This is a genomic window from Streptomyces sp. NPDC002104, from assembly GCF_053593795.1.
Genome location: NZ_JBSFDF010000023.1, coordinates 44,936 through 60,294 on the forward strand (window position 1 = coordinate 44,936; position 15,359 = coordinate 60,294).

The 15,359-nt window shown below is 72.1% G+C and carries 14 protein-coding genes; 6 read left to right on the forward strand and 8 right to left on the reverse strand.

The genetic code is table 11. The annotated features are described in order from the left end of the window. The first annotated feature begins 4 nt into the window (after positions 1 to 4). From ACWCP2_RS20535 to ACWCP2_RS20545, 3 genes are read left to right on the forward strand one after another with little or no spacing between them, the layout of a single operon-like run. Entirely contained in the window at positions 5 to 1,414 is a 1,410-nt protein-coding gene (locus ACWCP2_RS20535; protein WP_450910021.1) for an AI-2E family transporter, read from the forward strand. Further along, a complete protein-coding gene (locus ACWCP2_RS20540; protein ID WP_450910022.1) occupies positions 1,398 to 2,177 on the forward strand; it encodes a hypothetical protein in 780 nt (259 codons plus the stop codon). Before ACWCP2_RS20535 ends, ACWCP2_RS20540 begins: the two co-directional genes overlap by 17 nt. A gap of 40 nt (positions 2,178 to 2,217) precedes the next feature. Further along, entirely contained in the window at positions 2,218 to 2,937 is a 720-nt protein-coding gene (locus ACWCP2_RS20545) for a hypothetical protein (protein WP_450910023.1), read from the forward strand. A gap of 79 nt (positions 2,938 to 3,016) precedes the next feature. Here the strand turns inward: ACWCP2_RS20545 and ACWCP2_RS20550 are convergent, their stop codons facing one another. Together ACWCP2_RS20550 and ACWCP2_RS20555 are read right to left on the reverse strand one after the other, a co-directional pair. Beyond that, a complete protein-coding gene (locus ACWCP2_RS20550) occupies positions 3,017 to 3,556 on the reverse strand; it encodes an alkyl hydroperoxide reductase (protein WP_450910024.1) in 540 nt (179 codons plus the stop codon). Between the two features lie 3 nt (positions 3,557 to 3,559). Further along, positions 3,560 to 4,114 (reverse strand): peroxiredoxin, encoded by a 555-nt coding sequence (locus tag ACWCP2_RS20555; RefSeq protein WP_450910025.1) that lies wholly within the window; start codon positions 4,112 to 4,114, stop codon positions 3,560 to 3,562. Positions 4,115 to 4,248: 134 nt separating this feature from the next. Here ACWCP2_RS20555 and ACWCP2_RS20560 point away from each other — a divergent pair, with 134 nt between their 5' ends. Then, a complete protein-coding gene (locus ACWCP2_RS20560) occupies positions 4,249 to 5,217 on the forward strand; it encodes a hydrogen peroxide-inducible genes activator (RefSeq protein ID WP_450910026.1) in 969 nt (322 codons plus the stop codon). 35 nt (positions 5,218 to 5,252) lie between these two features. Here ACWCP2_RS20560 and ACWCP2_RS20565 read toward each other — a convergent pair whose 3' ends face one another. The 3 genes from ACWCP2_RS20565 to ACWCP2_RS20575 are packed head-to-tail and all read right to left on the reverse strand — an operon-like array spanning position 5,253 to position 8,862. Then, complete coding sequence (locus ACWCP2_RS20565; protein WP_450910027.1) at positions 5,253 to 7,658, reverse strand: ABC transporter permease; 2,406 nt, start codon at positions 7,656 to 7,658, stop codon at positions 5,253 to 5,255. Next, positions 7,655 to 8,341 (reverse strand): ABC transporter ATP-binding protein, encoded by a 687-nt coding sequence (locus ACWCP2_RS20570; RefSeq protein WP_450910028.1) that lies wholly within the window; start codon positions 8,339 to 8,341, stop codon positions 7,655 to 7,657. The genes ACWCP2_RS20565 and ACWCP2_RS20570 overlap by 4 nt, the downstream gene beginning before the upstream one ends. Further along, positions 8,338 to 8,862 carry a PadR family transcriptional regulator gene (locus ACWCP2_RS20575; protein WP_450910029.1) on the reverse strand — a complete coding sequence of 175 codons (525 nt, stop codon included), beginning with the start codon at positions 8,860 to 8,862 and terminating at the stop codon, positions 8,338 to 8,340. Before ACWCP2_RS20575 ends, ACWCP2_RS20570 begins: the two co-directional genes overlap by 4 nt. A 150-nt stretch (positions 8,863 to 9,012) precedes the next feature. On the opposite strand from ACWCP2_RS20575, the gene ACWCP2_RS20580 reads away from it, so the two are divergent. Then, a complete protein-coding gene (locus ACWCP2_RS20580) occupies positions 9,013 to 10,530 on the forward strand; it encodes a DUF2079 domain-containing protein (RefSeq protein WP_450910030.1) in 1,518 nt (505 codons plus the stop codon). Positions 10,531 to 10,618: 88 nt separating this feature from the next. Here the strand turns inward: ACWCP2_RS20580 and ACWCP2_RS20585 are convergent, their stop codons facing one another. Genes ACWCP2_RS20585 through ACWCP2_RS20595 form a run of 3 tightly spaced genes read right to left on the reverse strand, consistent with a single transcriptional unit; the run spans position 10,619 to position 12,822 of the window. Next, the gene (locus ACWCP2_RS20585) at positions 10,619 to 11,536 is read right to left on the reverse strand and encodes a peptidylprolyl isomerase (protein WP_450910031.1); all 918 of its coding nucleotides are present in this window, start codon (positions 11,534 to 11,536) and stop codon (positions 10,619 to 10,621) included. 60 nt (positions 11,537 to 11,596) lie between these two features. Further along, positions 11,597 to 11,914, reverse strand: a complete 318-nt coding sequence (locus ACWCP2_RS20590) for an AT hook motif protein (RefSeq protein WP_450910032.1) — start codon at positions 11,912 to 11,914, stop codon at positions 11,597 to 11,599. Beyond that, complete coding sequence (locus ACWCP2_RS20595) at positions 11,911 to 12,822, reverse strand: SPFH domain-containing protein (protein ID WP_450910033.1); 912 nt, start codon at positions 12,820 to 12,822, stop codon at positions 11,911 to 11,913. The genes ACWCP2_RS20590 and ACWCP2_RS20595 overlap by 4 nt, the downstream gene beginning before the upstream one ends. Positions 12,823 to 13,075: 253 nt before the next feature. Here ACWCP2_RS20595 and ACWCP2_RS20600 point away from each other — a divergent pair, with 253 nt between their 5' ends. Next, a complete protein-coding gene (locus tag ACWCP2_RS20600) occupies positions 13,076 to 15,349 on the forward strand; it encodes a transglycosylase domain-containing protein (RefSeq protein WP_450910034.1) in 2,274 nt (757 codons plus the stop codon). The last annotated feature ends 10 nt before the right edge of the window (positions 15,350 to 15,359 follow it).

Here is a 15,359-nt window from a genome sequence, read left to right on the forward strand (position 1 = left end):
CGACATGGCGAAGACAGGCTGGCTCGGCCGGCTCGGCAAGAGCCTGAGCGACGTGGAGGCCCGGCTCGCGGAACGGCGCGCCGAGGTCGAGGCCGAGACCTCCGGCGACCTGCGGGTCCCCGGGCACGGCCCCGCCGCGTCCCCGGCGAGTACCCCGGCCCCCGCCTCCCGGGTCCCCGCCTCCCCGGCGCCCTCCGTCCCGGCCCCCGCCTCCCCGGGCGCCGGACACGCGGGCTACGCCGCCCCTCTGCGCCCCGACCCCGTCTCCGTCATCCCGTGGGGCGTGCGCGTCGCCGCCGAGGCGAGCTGGCGGCTGCTGCTGCTCGCCGGGATGCTCTGGGTCCTGATGCGGGTGATCAGCGAAGTCCGCCTGGTCGTCCTCGCCTTCGCCGCCGCCCTCCTGGTGACCGCGCTGCTCCAGCCCTTCGTGGTCCGGCTGCGCCGGCTCGGGATGCCCCGGGGACTGGCCACGGCCCTCACCGCGATCCTCGGGTTCGTGGTGATCGGGCTGGTCGGCTGGTTCGTGGTCTGGCAGGTCATGGACAACCTCGACGACCTCTCCGCCCGGCTGCGCGAGGGCATCAACGACCTCAAACTCGCCGCGCTGGACAGTCCGTTCCACGTGACCGAGAAGCAGATCAACGAGATCGCCAAGAACCTCAGCGAGACCATCGGCACCAACACCGAGCAGATCACCTCCGCCGGCCTGCAGGGCGTCACGGTCCTCGTCGAAGTGCTGACGGGCATGCTGCTCGCGATGTTCTCCACGCTCTTCCTGCTCTACGACGGCAAGCGCATCTGGACCTGGTCCACGGGCCTGCTCCCGGCCGCCGCCCGCCCCGGTGTGGCCGGCGCCGGTCCGCGCGCCTGGCGCACCCTGACCGCGTACGTGCGCGGCACGGTCCTGGTGGCCCTCATCGACGCCGTGTTCATCGGCCTCGGCCTCTACTTCCTCGACGTGACGATGGCCGTGCCGCTCGCCGTCTTCATCTTCCTCTTCGCCTTCATCCCGCTCGTCGGCGCGGTGATAAGCGGCGCCCTCGCCGTGGTCGTGGCCCTGGTGACCCAGGGGCCGTTCACCGCGCTGATGGTGCTGCTGGTGGTGCTGGCCGTGCAGCAGATCGAAGGCCACGTGCTCCAGCCCTTCATCCTGGGCCGGGCGGTACGGGTCCACCCGCTGGCGGTGGTGCTCTCGGTGGCGGCCGGCGGGCTGATCGCCGGCATCGGCGGAGCGGTGGTCGCCGTCCCGCTGGTCGCCGTCACCAACACCGTGGTCGGTTATCTCAGGGCCTACTCGCGAGAACAGCTCCACCACGGGATCTCCCCGGTCGGCCCCGGGCCGCACGGGGCCACGGCCGTGGGCCAGACGGCATTCGACGCGGAGGAGACACGTACGGGTGATAACGGAGCCTGAGTTCGACGGCGGCTCGTCCGGCATACCGGGGCCGCACGGGCCCGGAGGGCAGGAGGGGCCGGGGGAGGGGCGGGGCCCGGGGCAGGAGCGCCACGCGGGGTCCCCGGTGCCCGGCGGCCGCCGCCCCTGGCGCTGGGCGCTCGGCGGAGCCCTGACGGCCTCCCTGCTGTGGGCGGGCGCCTGGTGGTCCGTGACCCCGCAGGACGACCGCCCGCCGCTGCGGTACGCGCTGCCCGCGAGTCTGTGCGACGCGGCGAAGCTGCCCACGCTGGCCCGGCTGGCCGAGGTGCCCCAGTGGGACCCCACCCCGAAACTGTTCGAACACCCGGGAGTGGACCAGGCTTACTGCCGGCTGAGCACCTCGAGGAACCCCTCGGAGGAGCTCCGGCTCGCGTACGAGATCCAGACCTCGATGTCCCTGCACAAACGCAACGACCCCGCCGCGGAGTTCGGCGCCGATCCGGCCCCCGCGGGCTGGATCGGGATGAACCGCGCGGAGCCGCGTTCGGTGCCGGGGCTCGGGGAGCGGGCGCTGATCTGGGAGATCGAGTACGAGCAGGCGTGGCGGCTCGCCGTCCTGGACGGGGGCGCCGTGTTCACCCTGGACGTGACCGTGTGGACGATGGGCCCGGAGGCGGTCGACAGCGACGGGAATCCGGTCGGCTCCGCGCCCCCGCACGATCCGCCGAAGCCCGACTCCGACGCGATCCAGGCTGCGATGATCGACGACATGCACGGCCTGATGACGGCGCTGCACAGGTAGCCGCGGGGGCGCGGAAGCGCGGGGGACGGGGGACACGGGGATGATCGGCGAGCCCGAGATCGACGGGGACTGGCGCACGGCGAGCGGGCCCGACGCGACCGCGGAGGCACTCGCGGGCGGGGGCGGGCGGGAGCCGGAGCGCGTACGGGGCACGCGCAGGCCGTGGCTGTGGGCGCTGGGCGGCGTGGTGGCGGCCTCGGCGGTGTGGGCGGGCGCGCCGGCCGTGCAGGAACGCTTCCTCCCGGACGTGCCCCGCCTGGGCTACCGGCACTCGGCCGATGTGTGCAAGGAGTTCGAGCTCAAGACGGTCGGCCAGGCCGCCGGCCGGGAGTTCGAGGGACGCCGGAGCGGCGCGGGGGAGTCCCCCGCGCAGGACTGGTCGTACTGCACGGTCTCCACCCCGTACCGGGAGGGGACCTTCCTCTACGGGGCCCAGGCGCTGGTCGAGCTGCACAAGAAGGACGATCCGGCGGGGGAGTTCGCCAGCGGCCCCGGGACCGACCCGGGGACCCGGCTGGATCTCGCCGGGCGCTCCGGGCTGGTGGGCGCGGGCCTCGGCGACCGGGCCGTCCTCGACCGGTACTACGACCACGACGGAGCGCGGCTCATGGTGCTCGACGGCGGGGCGGTCTTCACCCTCACCGTGCAGTGGACGCGCGTGAACGACGACGGGAACAAGATCGCCGACGTCGACGAGGACGCGATGGAGGCGGCGATGGTCGAGGACATGCGGGCGCTGATGGCGAAGCTCAAGCGGTAGTCCCGCACGCGCCCAGGGGCCCCGCGACCACGGTCGCGGGGCCCCTGGGACGCGCAGGGCGCGGTGTCTGCCGCCCGGGTCACTCGCCCGCGAGCACGGCCTCGGAGTCGAGGGTGACCGCGACGGCCTGGATCACCGAGGCGATCTTGAAGGCCTCCTGGACCGTCTCGCGGTCCATGCCGGCCTTGCGCAGGACCTGCTCGTGCGAGTCCAGGCACTGGCCGCAGCCGTTGACGGCGGAGACGGCGAGCGACCACAGCTCGAAGTCGACCTTCTCCACACCGGGGTTGCCGATGACGTTCATCCGCAGGCCCGCGCGCAGCGTGCCGTACTCCGGGTCGGAGAGCAGGTGGCGGGTGCGGTAGAAGACGTTGTTCATCGCCATGATCGCGGCCGCGGACTTGGCGGCGGTGTACGCCTCCGGCGACAGGGCCGCCTTGGCCTCCGGCTCCAGCTCGCGCAGGACGCGCGGGGAACGGGCGGCGATGGCGCAGGACAGCACGGTGCCCCACAGCTGCTGCTGCGTCAGGGTGTCCTGGTTGCCGATGACCGAACCGAGGTTCAGCTTCAGGTCCTTGGCGAAGTCCGGGATCGCGGACTTGAGGGAGTCGAGGGACATCCGTCACTCACCGGCCAGCAGGGCGCCGGCGTCGATGGTGCTGTCGCCCTTGGTCCAGTTGCAGGGGCACAGCTCGTCGGTCTGCAGGGCGTCGAGGACCCGCAGGACCTCCTTGGGGTTCCGGCCGACGGAACCGGCGGTCACCATGGAGAACTGGATCTCGTTGTTCGGGTCCACGATGAAGACGGCGCGCATCGGCAGACCGTCGGTGCCGAGGATGCCGAGGTCGGCGCAGAGCTCGCGCTTGATGTCGGACATCATCGGGAAGGGCAGGTCGCGCAGGTCGGCGTGGTCCTTGCGCCAGGCGTGGTGCACGTACTCGGAGTCGAGCGAGAAGCCGAGGATCTGGGCGTCGCGGTCGGCGAACTCCTCGTTCAGCTTGCCGAAGGCGGCGATCTCCGTCGGGCACACGAAGGTGAAGTCGAGCGGCCAGGAGAACATGATCTTCCACTTGCCCTCGTAGGTCTTGTGGTCGATCTGCGCGAACTCGGCTCCGGCCTCCAGCGAGACGCAGGCGGTCAGGTCGTAGGTGGGGAACTGGTCGCCGACAGTGAGCACGTGCTCTCCTTGCGCAAAGGAAAGTGACCCTTTTGGGGGCTTTCCGGGGGGTTGGACGTATCTCACATGCTGACACAGAGGCATTGATTGCAGAAATAGCTAACCTGGTACCGAGTGATCGGAGGTACCTATCAATGCCGGGAAACGGGAACGGCCCGGGACTGGGCCACAGAGGGGCGAAACAAGCGACGCTGGCCCAGCTGAGGGCCTTCGCCGCCGTCGCCGAGCACCTGCACTTCCGGGACGCGGCCGCCGCGATCGGGATGAGCCAGCCCGCGCTCTCCGGGGCCGTGGCCGCGCTGGAGGAGGCGCTCGGAGTCCGGCTGCTGGAGCGGACCACCCGCAAGGTGCTGCTCACCCCCGCCGGGGAGCGGATCGCCGGCCGTGCGCGGGCCGTGCTCGACGCCATGGGCGGACTGCTGGAGGAGGCCGAGGCGGTACGGGCCCCCTTCACCGGGGCCCTGCGGTTCGGGGTGATCCCCACCGTGGCCCCGTACCTGCTGCCGACCGTGCTCGGGCTCTTCCACCGCCGCTACCCCCGCCTCGACCTCCAGGTCCACGAGGAGCAGACCGCCTCGCTGCTGGAGGGGCTGGCCGGCGGGCGGCTCGACCTGCTGCTGCTCGCCGTACCGCTCGGGGTGCCCGGAGTCACCGAACTGCCTCTCTTCGACGAGGACTTCGTCCTGCTCGCACCGCGCGATCACCCGCTCGCCGGCCGCAAGGACATCCCCCGCGAGGAACTGCGCGGGCTGCGCCTGCTCCTCCTCGACGAGGGACACTGCCTGCGCGACCAGGCCCTCGACATCTGCCACGACGCGGGACGCGTCGCCGGAGCCGACGTCACCACGACCGCCGCCGGGCTGTCCACCCTCGTGCAACTGGTCGCCGGAGGGCTCGGGGTGACGCTGCTGCCGCGCACCGCGCTGCGCCTGGAGACCGCCCGCAACGAGCACCTGGCCACCGGGTACTTCGCCGAACCGGCACCCTCGCGGCGGATCGCGCTGGCCATGCGGACGGGCACGGCCCGCGAGGAGGAGTTCCGCGCCGTCGCCGACGCGCTGCGCGAAGCCGTACGCCCGCTCCCCGTCTGGCTGACGGACTAGGGAGCGGGCGTACGGGGGCTGCGCGGGTGCGGTGGCTACTCCGTGCGGAGCCCGTCCGGACGCATCAGGCGCACCAGCGGCGGCAAACTGAGCAGGGTGACCAGGACGGCCACGCCCGCGCCGATGCCGACCATCCCCAGGACCGCGGTCGCGTCGACGGTGATCGGGGAAGCCGTCATCTGCAACAGCACCGTGCCGAGCGCGAGCCCGACCACCGTGGCCAGGGCCAGGCCCAGCGCGATCGGGATGGCGGTCTGCCAGAGCACCGAGAGGCTGAGCGTGGAGCGCTTGGTGCCGAAGGCGACCAGCGCCGACAGCAGCTGCTTGCGTTCGCGCAACTGCTCCAGCTGGGAGACGAGCAGGCTGGCGCCGATCAGCATCAGCACGAGGGCGGCGCCCACGAACAGGCCGGTCCGGATGGAGGCGAAGCGGTCGTTGACCTCGGTGGACTGGACCGTCATGGCGACGGACAGCGGGTCGGCCTTGTAGACGGCGTTGCGGGCCAGCTCCATCGCGTCGGGCACGTTCGGGTCCAGCTTCACGTACACCTGGGAGGACTGGTAGTTGCCCATGCCCTTCGGGGCGGCGGCCGGGGTGACCAGCAGTCCGCTCAGCATGTCGCCCATGGGGCCCTTGCGGGGCTGCACGGTCCGGGCGCCGGCGGGCACGGTCCAGGCGACCGGCTTGGTCGCCGCGTCGTCGCTCTCCTTGAAGATGTTCCCGGCGAACAGCTTCTCGCCCGGCTTGGCGGTGTCGCCGCTCATGCCCTCGTGCTTGGCGGGGCCGCCGATGACGAAGGCGTCGCCGTCCTTGCAGGAGGGCAGCACCGCGAGCTCCTTGAGAGCGGCACACGTGCCGGTCGTCACCGAGACCGTCGTGTCCGAGTAGCTCATGTCCGGGCTGCGCCCGGCATTGGTCGAGGACTGCGCGACGGCCTGGGTGACACCCTTGGTGCCGGTGAGGACCTGGGCGACGGCCTCGCCGCCGCCGCGGGTGCGCTGCATGACGGAGATCGAGGCCCGGGAGGGGTCGTGGCCGGTGTCCTGGGTGTACGAGCTCTCGGTGGAGGCGAAGAGCATCTGCAGGGCGATGGCTCCGGCGACCGCCACGGCGATGCCGTTGACCAGCCGGGCGGAACTGCCGCTGGTGAGCTGGAGCCGGCGGGCGGCCAGCTGCCAGGAGACCGGGCCCGCGCCGCCGATCCGGCCGACGACCCGTTCCAGCACCCAGGGGAGCAGGACGGTGATGCCGACGAGGAGCAGCACCACGCCGCCGGAGACCTGCCACTGGTTGAACTGCCCGCTGTCGTTGCCCTTGCCGATGAGCGGGGCCAGCAGGCCGAGCCCGGCCAGCGGCAGCAGCAGCCGCCACCAGATCCGGCGCTTGCCCGGGGTCGCGGTGCGGACCACGCCGAGCGGCTCGATGACCACGCCGCGCAGGGCGAACAGGGTTACGGCGACGGCCGCGGCGGGCACGGCGATCGCGATGAGCGCGGCCAGCCAGGGCGCCGGGTTGAGGTCGGAGGGGAAGACGCTGCGCTGGTAGAGGTCCATGGCCGGGGCCAGTTGCCGGGCGGCCAGGAAGAAGCCGGTACCCAGGACCAGGCCGATCAGCGATCCGGCGGCGGCCTCGCCCGCGGCGATCCGGCGGACCATCCGGGCGTCGGCGCCGACCAGGCGCAGGGCGGCGAGCCGGCGGTCGCGGCGGTCGCCGCCGAAGCGGACGGCGGCGCCGATGAACACGGCGACCGGCATCAGCAGGGCGACGAAGGTGAGCACCACGAGGAGGGTCAGGACGGGGTCGAGGCCCTCCTTCTCGTGCGTGTTCTCGAAGGCGGTGATCCGCTGGATGTAGTTGGGCGCCTCCTTCTGGAGCGCGGGGAGCCGGTCGCTGCCCGCGTAGAAGTAGAGGTCGCCGGGGCCCACCAGGCCCGCTTCACCGATGGTGCCGACGATCTTCCCGTCGAGGCGCTCGCGCAGCAGCTTGCCCTCGTCCGTCTTCATCAGCCTGTCGAGGGCGGGGGAGACGACCAGTTCGCCGGCGCCGGGGTACTTCTTCACGCCCGGGGGCAGCGGGGCGTCCGGCCCCTCGGGCTGCACGAGCCGTCCGTCGACCCCGTAGGCGCGGTACGTCTGGTTCACGTCGGTGATCAGCAGCGTGTCGCGGCCGGGCTTTTCGGCGCTCGGCGAGGTGAAGGTCTGGCGGGAGGCGGCGCGCGCGTCGCGGGCGGCCAGGGCGCTGGGGACCGCGCTGGTGACGAGCAGCAGGGCGACGCCGAGGCCGACGCCCAGGCCGGTGAGGAGGGTGCGGGTCCAGCCCTGGAGGCCGCCGCCGAAGGCGAAGCGGACACCGAGGCGGAGATCGCGGAGCCAGACGGCGAGCACGCCCTGCCCGCCCTGCGCGCCGGGACCGTTGTGTTTGCTGTGGTTCCCGTGACTCATACCGCGCGCTCCATGTCGCGGGACTTGCCGTCCCGTACGACGATCTCGCGGTCGGAGTACGCGGCCACGCGGGTCTCGTGCGTGACGAGGACGACGGCGGCGTTCGTGGAGCGGGCGGCCTCGGTGAGGAGCTGCATCACCAGCTCGCCGTTGAGGGAGTCGAGGGCGCCGGTGGGTTCGTCGGCGAAGATCAGCCGCGGGTTGGTGACGAGGGAGCGGGCGACGGCGACGCGCTGGCCCTGGCCGCCGGAGACCTCGCCGGGGCGCTTGCCGCCCAGGTCGTCGACCTGGAGCCGCTCCATCCACTCCAGCGCGGTGCGCTCGGCGGCCTTGCGCTTGACGCCGGTCAGGCGCAGCGGCAGGGCGACGTTCTCCACGCAGGTCAGCTCGGGGACGAGCTGGCCGAACTGGAAGACGAAGCCGAACTCGCCGCGGCGCAGGGCGCTGCGCTCGGCGTCGTTCATGGCGGAGAGCTCGCGGCCGGCGTAGGTGATGGTGCCGGAGTCGGGGGTGACGATCCCGGCGAGGCAGTGCAGCAGGGTCGACTTGCCGGAGCCGGAGGGCCCCATGATGGCGACGACCTCGCCCGCGTGGATGGAGAATTCGGCGCCGTCGAGCGCGTGCGTGGTGCCGTAGGTCTTACGGAGGTCCGTGGCGCTGAGCAGCGTGCCGGCGGGGGTCATCGGCGTATCTCCTGGGCGAGCTGGTCGAGGCGGGCGGCGGTGAGTTCGAGCCACCGCAGGTCCGCTTCGAGGTGGAACAGGGCGTGGTCGCAGACCAGCTGGTCGGCGAGGTCCCCCTTGCGCTTGCGCTGGGTGAGGATGCGCATCAGGCGCAGGTGCTCGGCGCGCTGGGTGTCCAGCAGCTCCTGGGCGCTGCGGCCGGTCAGGAGGGCGAGCACGACCTTGGTGTAGAGGGTGCTCTGCAGGTACGGCTCGGGCTTCTCGGGCTGCGTGAGCCAGTGCTCGACGTCGGTGACGCCGGCGTCGGTGATCGCGTACCGCTTGCGCTCGGGTCCGCCCCCGCTCTCCACCCCGTCGACCTCGACGAGACCGTTCTTCAGCAGCCGGGACATGGTCGAGTAGACCTGCCCGTAGGCGAGGGGGCGGTCGTGGCCGAATCTCTCGTCGAAGGCCCGCTTGAGGTCGTAGCCGTGCCGGGGGCCGGCCTCCAGGAGGCCGAGGAGTGCGTGACTGATGGACATGCCGAGGACTATACACGCGGTGTATACGCTCGATGTATAGCGGCGAGGGAGGGCCACCGCCGCCCGGAATGTCTGCCATTCGAAGGAACCTGCCCACCCCGGAGACGGCCCCGGGGCCGGCCCGCGATGTTGCTGGCATCTTGAAGGTTCATGCGAGCACCCACCGGCAACGCCGCCGTACTCCCACCCCAGCAGTCGGGCACCGAGGAGCAGTCGGGCACCGAGGAGCGGACGGCGCCGAAACCGTCCGCGCACGGCCGCCCCGCGTCCGACGGGTGGATCTGGGCCATGGCGGGGGCCCTGTTCTTCGCCTACATGCTCCTGTCCCTGCGGATCCACGAGCGCCTGCAGTCCCGCAGCTTCGATCTGGGGATCTTCGTACAGGTCGTGCGTTCCTACGCGTCCGGGCACCTGCCCGTCTCCGAGGTCAAGGGGCCGGACTTCCCGGTCCTCGGGGACCACTTCTCGCCCGTGCTGGCCCTGCTCGCGCCCCTGTACTGGCTGTGGCCGTCGGTGAAGGTGCTGCTCGTGGCGCAGGCCGCGCTGATCGCCGGGAGCGTGCTGCCACTGGCCTTCTGGGCCCGCCGGACGCTGGGCTCCGCGGCCGCCGCGGTCATCGGCACCTGCTACGGCCTCGCGTGGGGCATCGCGAGCGGGGTCTCCTCCGACTTCCACGAATGGGCCTTCGCCCTCCCGCTGCTCACGCTCTCGCTGACGGCCCTCGCCAGTGGCCGGCTGCGCGCCGCCGCGTACTGGGCGCTTCCGCTGCTGCTGGTGAAGGAGGACCTCGGACTCACCGTGGCCGCGATCGGCCTGCTCATCGCCCGGCGGGGCGGGCCGGGCGGCCGCAGGACGGGGCTCTTCACCGCCCTGGCCGGCGTGACCGGGAGCGCGCTCGCCCTGCTGGTGCTGAGCTCCTTCCACCCGGGCGGGTTCGACGGCTACTTCCTCTCCCACAACCCCGGAGGAGGCGCGGCCGACGGGGCGGGGAAGGGGTCGGGAGGCGGCGCGGCGGAGCTGCTCCACCAGTACACGCTCGGTCTCATCACCCCGCAGGAGAAGGTCACCACCCTCATCCTCGTGCTGGCCCCCACGCTGTTCCTGGCCCTGCGCTCCCCGCTCGTGCTGGTCGCCGTGCCCTCGGTGCTCTGGCGCCTCGCCTCGGACTACCCGGACCACTGGGGCACCCGCTACCACTACTCGCTGCTGCTCATGCCGGTCGTCTTCGTGGCCTTCGCCGATGCCCTGCGGCTCCGGGGCGCGCGCGGGCGCAGCCTGTACCGCTACCTGGCGGGCTGCGCGGCGGTCACCCTGCTCCTGCTGCCGCACTTCCCGCTGTGGCAGCTGGTCCAGCCCGCGACGTGGAAGGACGATCCCCATGTCGTGGCGGCCCACCGGGTGATGGACGCGATCCCGGACGGTGCCACGGTCCAGGCGTCGACGTACCTGGTGCCCCACCTCGCCGACCGCACGGGCGTCAGCCTCTTCGGCTGGGGGGACAGCCGGCCGGATCCCGAGTGGATCGTCGTCGACACGACGGTCGCGCCGCAGTGGCGGTGGCCGCAGTCGGCGATCCAGGAGTCCATCGCCCTCGACCGGGCGCGGAGCCAGGGGTACCGGACGGCGGTGCAGCAGGACGGCTTCGTCCTGCTGCACCGCAGGTCCTGACGCGCGCGGGCGGATGGGCGGATGGGCGGGCTGATGGGCGGATGGGCGGGCGGACGGGCCGGTGCGGCTGCCCTGGGGCCGGAGTCCGTCAGCTCCGGTCCGTCCGGTGGACCGTCACCGACCGGAAGACCACGGGCTCCTTGGGCCGGCCGTCGGCCGACCCGTCCGCCGTGCCCTTCGCGGCGATCCCGCGCAGTACGTCCAGTCCGCCGACCACCCTCCCGAAGGGGGTCCAGTCGGGCTGCATGCGGACCTTCGGGTCGGCGTAACTGAGGAAGAACTGGCTGCCGTTGCGGCCCGGCCGGGCCTTGGACAGGGCGACGGTGCCCACCGGGTAGGCGGCGCCGTCCAGGTTCTCGTCGGGGAAGTAGTAGCCGGGGTCGGCCGTGCCCTTGCCGGCGGGGTCGCCGCATTCGAGGACGAAGATCCCGCTCGTGGTGATCCGGTGGCACGCGCTGCCGTCGAAGTACTTCTTCCCGGCGAGGAAGGCGAACGAGGTGGTGGCGCAGGGGGCGGCCTCGGTGAACGCCTCGATGGTGATCCGGCCCTGGTCGGTGACCAGCTCGGCCGTGTACGGGCGGGCGTGCGCGGGATCGTGCACGGGTACGCCGCCCGCGCCGGTGGTGGTCGGGGTGTACGCGCATGCCGCTGCCGGGGCGGCCCCGGCCGGCTTGGAGTCGTACGGGGTCCCGGTGAGGGAGAGCGCCGTCCAGATCAGCCCGGAACAGGCCGCGGCCACCGCGAGGGAGGTGGCCGCCTTGCGCACGAGGGGATGGCGCAGACGGGCTCCGGCGCCCGGGGCCGCTGCGGCCCCGGCGGCCGGTGCCGGACCGGCTCCCGGCGCGGGGGCCGACTCCGCCGCCGCTGCCGATGCCGGATCCGCCGCCGCTTCCGCCGTCGCGGCCGGTCCTGATGCCGCGTCCGTTCCCGATGCCGGTTCCGCCGCCGCGCCCGCTCCGGCCGCTTCCTCCGGGGCCGGTCCGGGCTTCCCGTCGCTCCAGTTCATCCGAGCCTCGTATTCGGTGAGAGACCCCCCGGGTGACGCGCAGAGCGTACCGAGGCGGCCTCAGGAATCCGGAGAGGCGCGGGGGCGGCCCCGGGGCGGGATGGGGCCCGCCCCGCCGGGGAGGCGGCCGGCTTCGGCCAGGGCGCGGCGGAGCAGGAACTCGATCTGCGCGTTGGCGCTGCGCAGTTCCTCGCCCGCCCACCGCGCGAGCGCGTCGTGCACCTGCGGGTCGAGCCGCAGCAGCACCTGCTTGCGGGCCGGGCGCCCGGACTTGGGCGCCGCAGCCGCAGCCGCAGCCGCAGCTTCCGCTCCCGCTCCCGCCGCCGGCTCCCCGGTCGCACCGGGCCCCGGGGGCTCCGTACCGCCGTCGGGGCTCACTGGTAGAGCGTGCCCGTGTTGACGACCGGCTGGGCCGCACGGTCACCGCACAGGACCACCATCAGGTTGGACACCATCGCCGCCTTCCGTTCCGGGTCGAGGTCCACGATCTCCTGCTCCGCGAGTCGGGTCAGGGCGAGTTCGACCATACCGACCGCGCCCTCGACGATCTGCTTGCGCGCCGCGACGATCGCCCCGGCCTGCTGGCGCTGGAGCATCGCGGAGGCGATCTCCGGGGCGTACGCGAGGTGGGTGAAGCGGGACTCGATGATGTGGACGCCGGCCGCCTCGACGCGGGCGGACAGTTCGGCGGCGAGCTTCTCGGTGATCTCCTCGGCGTTGCCGCGCAGCGACAGGCCGCCGTCCTCGTGGGCGTCGTAGGGGTACTCGATCGCGATGTGCCGGACGGCCGCCTCGGTCTGGGTCTCGACGAACTCGGTGAAGTCGTCGACCTCGAACACGGCGCGCGCGGTGTCCTCGACCCGCCACACGACCACGGCCGCCAGCTCGATCGGGTTGCCGTAGGCGTCGTTGACCTTCATGACGGCCGTCTCGTGGTTGCGCACGCGGGTGGACAGCCGACGGCGGGAGGTCAGCGGGTTGACCCAGCGCAGTCCGTCGGTGCGGATGGTGCCGCGGTAGCGGCCGAACAGCTGGACCACGCGGGCCTCGCCCGGCGCGACCGTGTTCAGTCCGCCCATCGCGATGAGGGCGGCGAGGGTCAGGACGACCCCCGCCGCGATCAGGCTCGCCTTGGCCGCGTCGGTGCCGGACACCGAGCCGAGCGCGATCAGGCCCGCCCCGGCGGCCACCCCCGCCAGGCCGAGCAGCAGCGCCAGTGCGCCGCCCACGCTCCGCGCGGGGAACTCCCGTACGCCGCTCTCGGTTCCACCCGTGGTGTTCGTCATCGTCTGCCCCGTTTCGTCACTGACGGCCGGTCGGGCCGCTTAGCAAAGTGATATCAGTTTTTTGGCTCGGGCGGGAGTGCGAGCCCGGGTCCGGCAACCTCCGGGGCTCCGTTCGCGTCGGTTCCGGTGGGGTGGGTGCTCATTGTCACGTCCGAATTGCCCGCTATGCGCACCCGATGGCCGGTTTTTGTCACAGCCTCCGGTGTTAGCTTTCTGAGCTGACGTCGGGGGGTTATCGAGCGGAGCGGGAGCGATGGGCCGAGCAGAAGCGCGAAGGGCGCAGCAGCAGCGCGGTGCGCGGCGAGCGCCGCGCGGGCGCGTCAAGGGCAGGGGCGGGAAGCAGGGCGGCAAGCCCGCCGGCATACGCCGCTTCTTCACCTGGAAGAAGGTCCTCGGAACCTTCTTCGGGGCCGTCCTGCTCGGCATGGCCGCACTGGTCGGCCTCTACTTCTACGTGGACGAGCCGGACCCCAACGCCGACGCGCTGACCCAGAACAACGTCTACAAGCTGGCCGACGGCACCGTCATCGCCCGCGTCGGCGCGAAGAACCGCCAGATCGTGCCGATCCAGAAGATCCCGGCGGACGTGCAGACGGCGTTCATCGCGATCGAGAACAAGTCCTTCTACGAGGACCGGGGCATCGACCTCAAGGGCATCGGCCGCGGCCTGTTCAACACCGTCACCGGCAAGGGCAAGGCCGGCGGCTCGACGATCACCCAGCAGTACGTCAAGAACTTCTACCTGACGCAGGACCAGACGGCGACCCGCAAGCTGAAGGAGCTGATCATCTCCCTCAAGGTCGACCAGTCGAAGGAGAAGCCCGAGATCCTCGCGGGCTACCTGAACACCAACTTCTACGGCCGCAACGCCTACGGCATCCAGGCCGCGGCCCAGGCCTACTACGGGGTCGACGCCGAGAAGCTGACCCTGGAGCAGGGCGCGTACCTGGCCGCGGTCCTGCAGGCCCCCAGCCAGTACGACTGGGCCACCGCCGGCCCGAACGGCAAGCGCCTCGTCATGATCCGCTTCAACGCCGTCCTCGACAACATGGTCGAGATGGGCAAGCTGGACGCGGCCAAGCGCAAGGACATGAAGTTCCAGGAGCCGATCAAGCCCAAGGCGCTCCCCGGCCTGGAGGGCCAGAAGGGCTACCTGATCCAGGCCGCCGACGAGGAGCTCAAGCGGCAGACCGGCATGAGCGAGGCCCAGCTCAAGGCCGGCGGCTGGGACATCACCCTCACCGTTGACCCGAAGAAGCAGGCGGCGCTGGAGAAGGCCGTCCAGGACGAGCTGGAGTCCAAGCTCGACCGCAAGGGCCGCGCCGTCGACGCCGCCGTGCAGGCGGGCGCCACCTCCGTGGACCCGAAGACCGGCGCGATCGTCGCGATGTACGGCGGCACCGGGCAGAGCGAGCAGTGGGCCAGCAACGCCCTGCGCAAGGACTTCCAGCCGGGCTCCACCTTCAAGCCGGTCGTGCTCGCCTCCGCCCTGGAGACCAAGGCGAGCACGCGGGACGGGAAGCCGATCACCCCCAGCAGCCTCTACGACGGCACGAGCAAGCGCCCCGTGGTCGGCAGCGACACCCCGTTCAGCCCGCAGAACCAGGACGACCGCAACTACGGCGACCCGATGATGACGGTGCAGGAAGCCACCAACTACTCGGTCAACTCCGTGTACGCCCAGATGATCGTGGACGTCGGGCCGAAGCAGACGAAGAAGACCGCCCTGCAGCTCGGCATGGTCGACCGCGACGGCTGGCCCGAGGACAGGCCCGCGATGTCGCTCGGCACCATGAGCGCCGACACCGTCGAGATGGCCGGCGTCTACGCCACCTTCGACAGCCACGGCAAGAAGATCACGCCGAGCATCATCAAGTCCGCCAAGCACGCGAGCCGCGAGTACAAGCCGGTGCGCGCCGTCGGCGACACGGCCATCAGCCGCAAGACCGCCGACACCGTCACCAAGGTGCTCACCGGCGTCGTCGACAACGGCTCGGGCAAGGCCGTACGGAGCTCGGCCTACGAGGCCGCCGGCAAGACCGGCACCTCCGAGAACAACTACTCCGCCTGGTTCACCGGGTTCACGCCCGAACTGGTCACCGTGGTCGCGATGTTCGGAGAGGAGCCCGGCACGCACAAGCAGACCACCCTGACCGGTACCGCCGGCGGCGGCCGCGCGGGCGGCTCCAGCTTCCCGGCCGCGATCTGGAAGGAGTACACCCTCGCCGCGCTGAACGGCGTCAACACGCGCTCCTTCGACCTGGAGGAGGCGGACATGGGCAGGGTCCAGACGCCGACCGCCAGCAACTCCCCGTCGGGCACGCCGAGCGGCTCCGAGAGCTCGCACGCGCCGAGCAGCACCCCGACGCCGAGCCGGACGCCGAGCCGCACGCCCAGCGAGACCCCCAGCGGGACGCCGAGCGGGACGCCCAGCAAGACGCCCAGCAGGACGCCGAGCCCGACCGCGTCCTCGTCGAAGTCGAACTCGCCGAAGCCCCCGCCGCAGGACGAGGAGCCCGAGCGGTAGACGCCGCGCG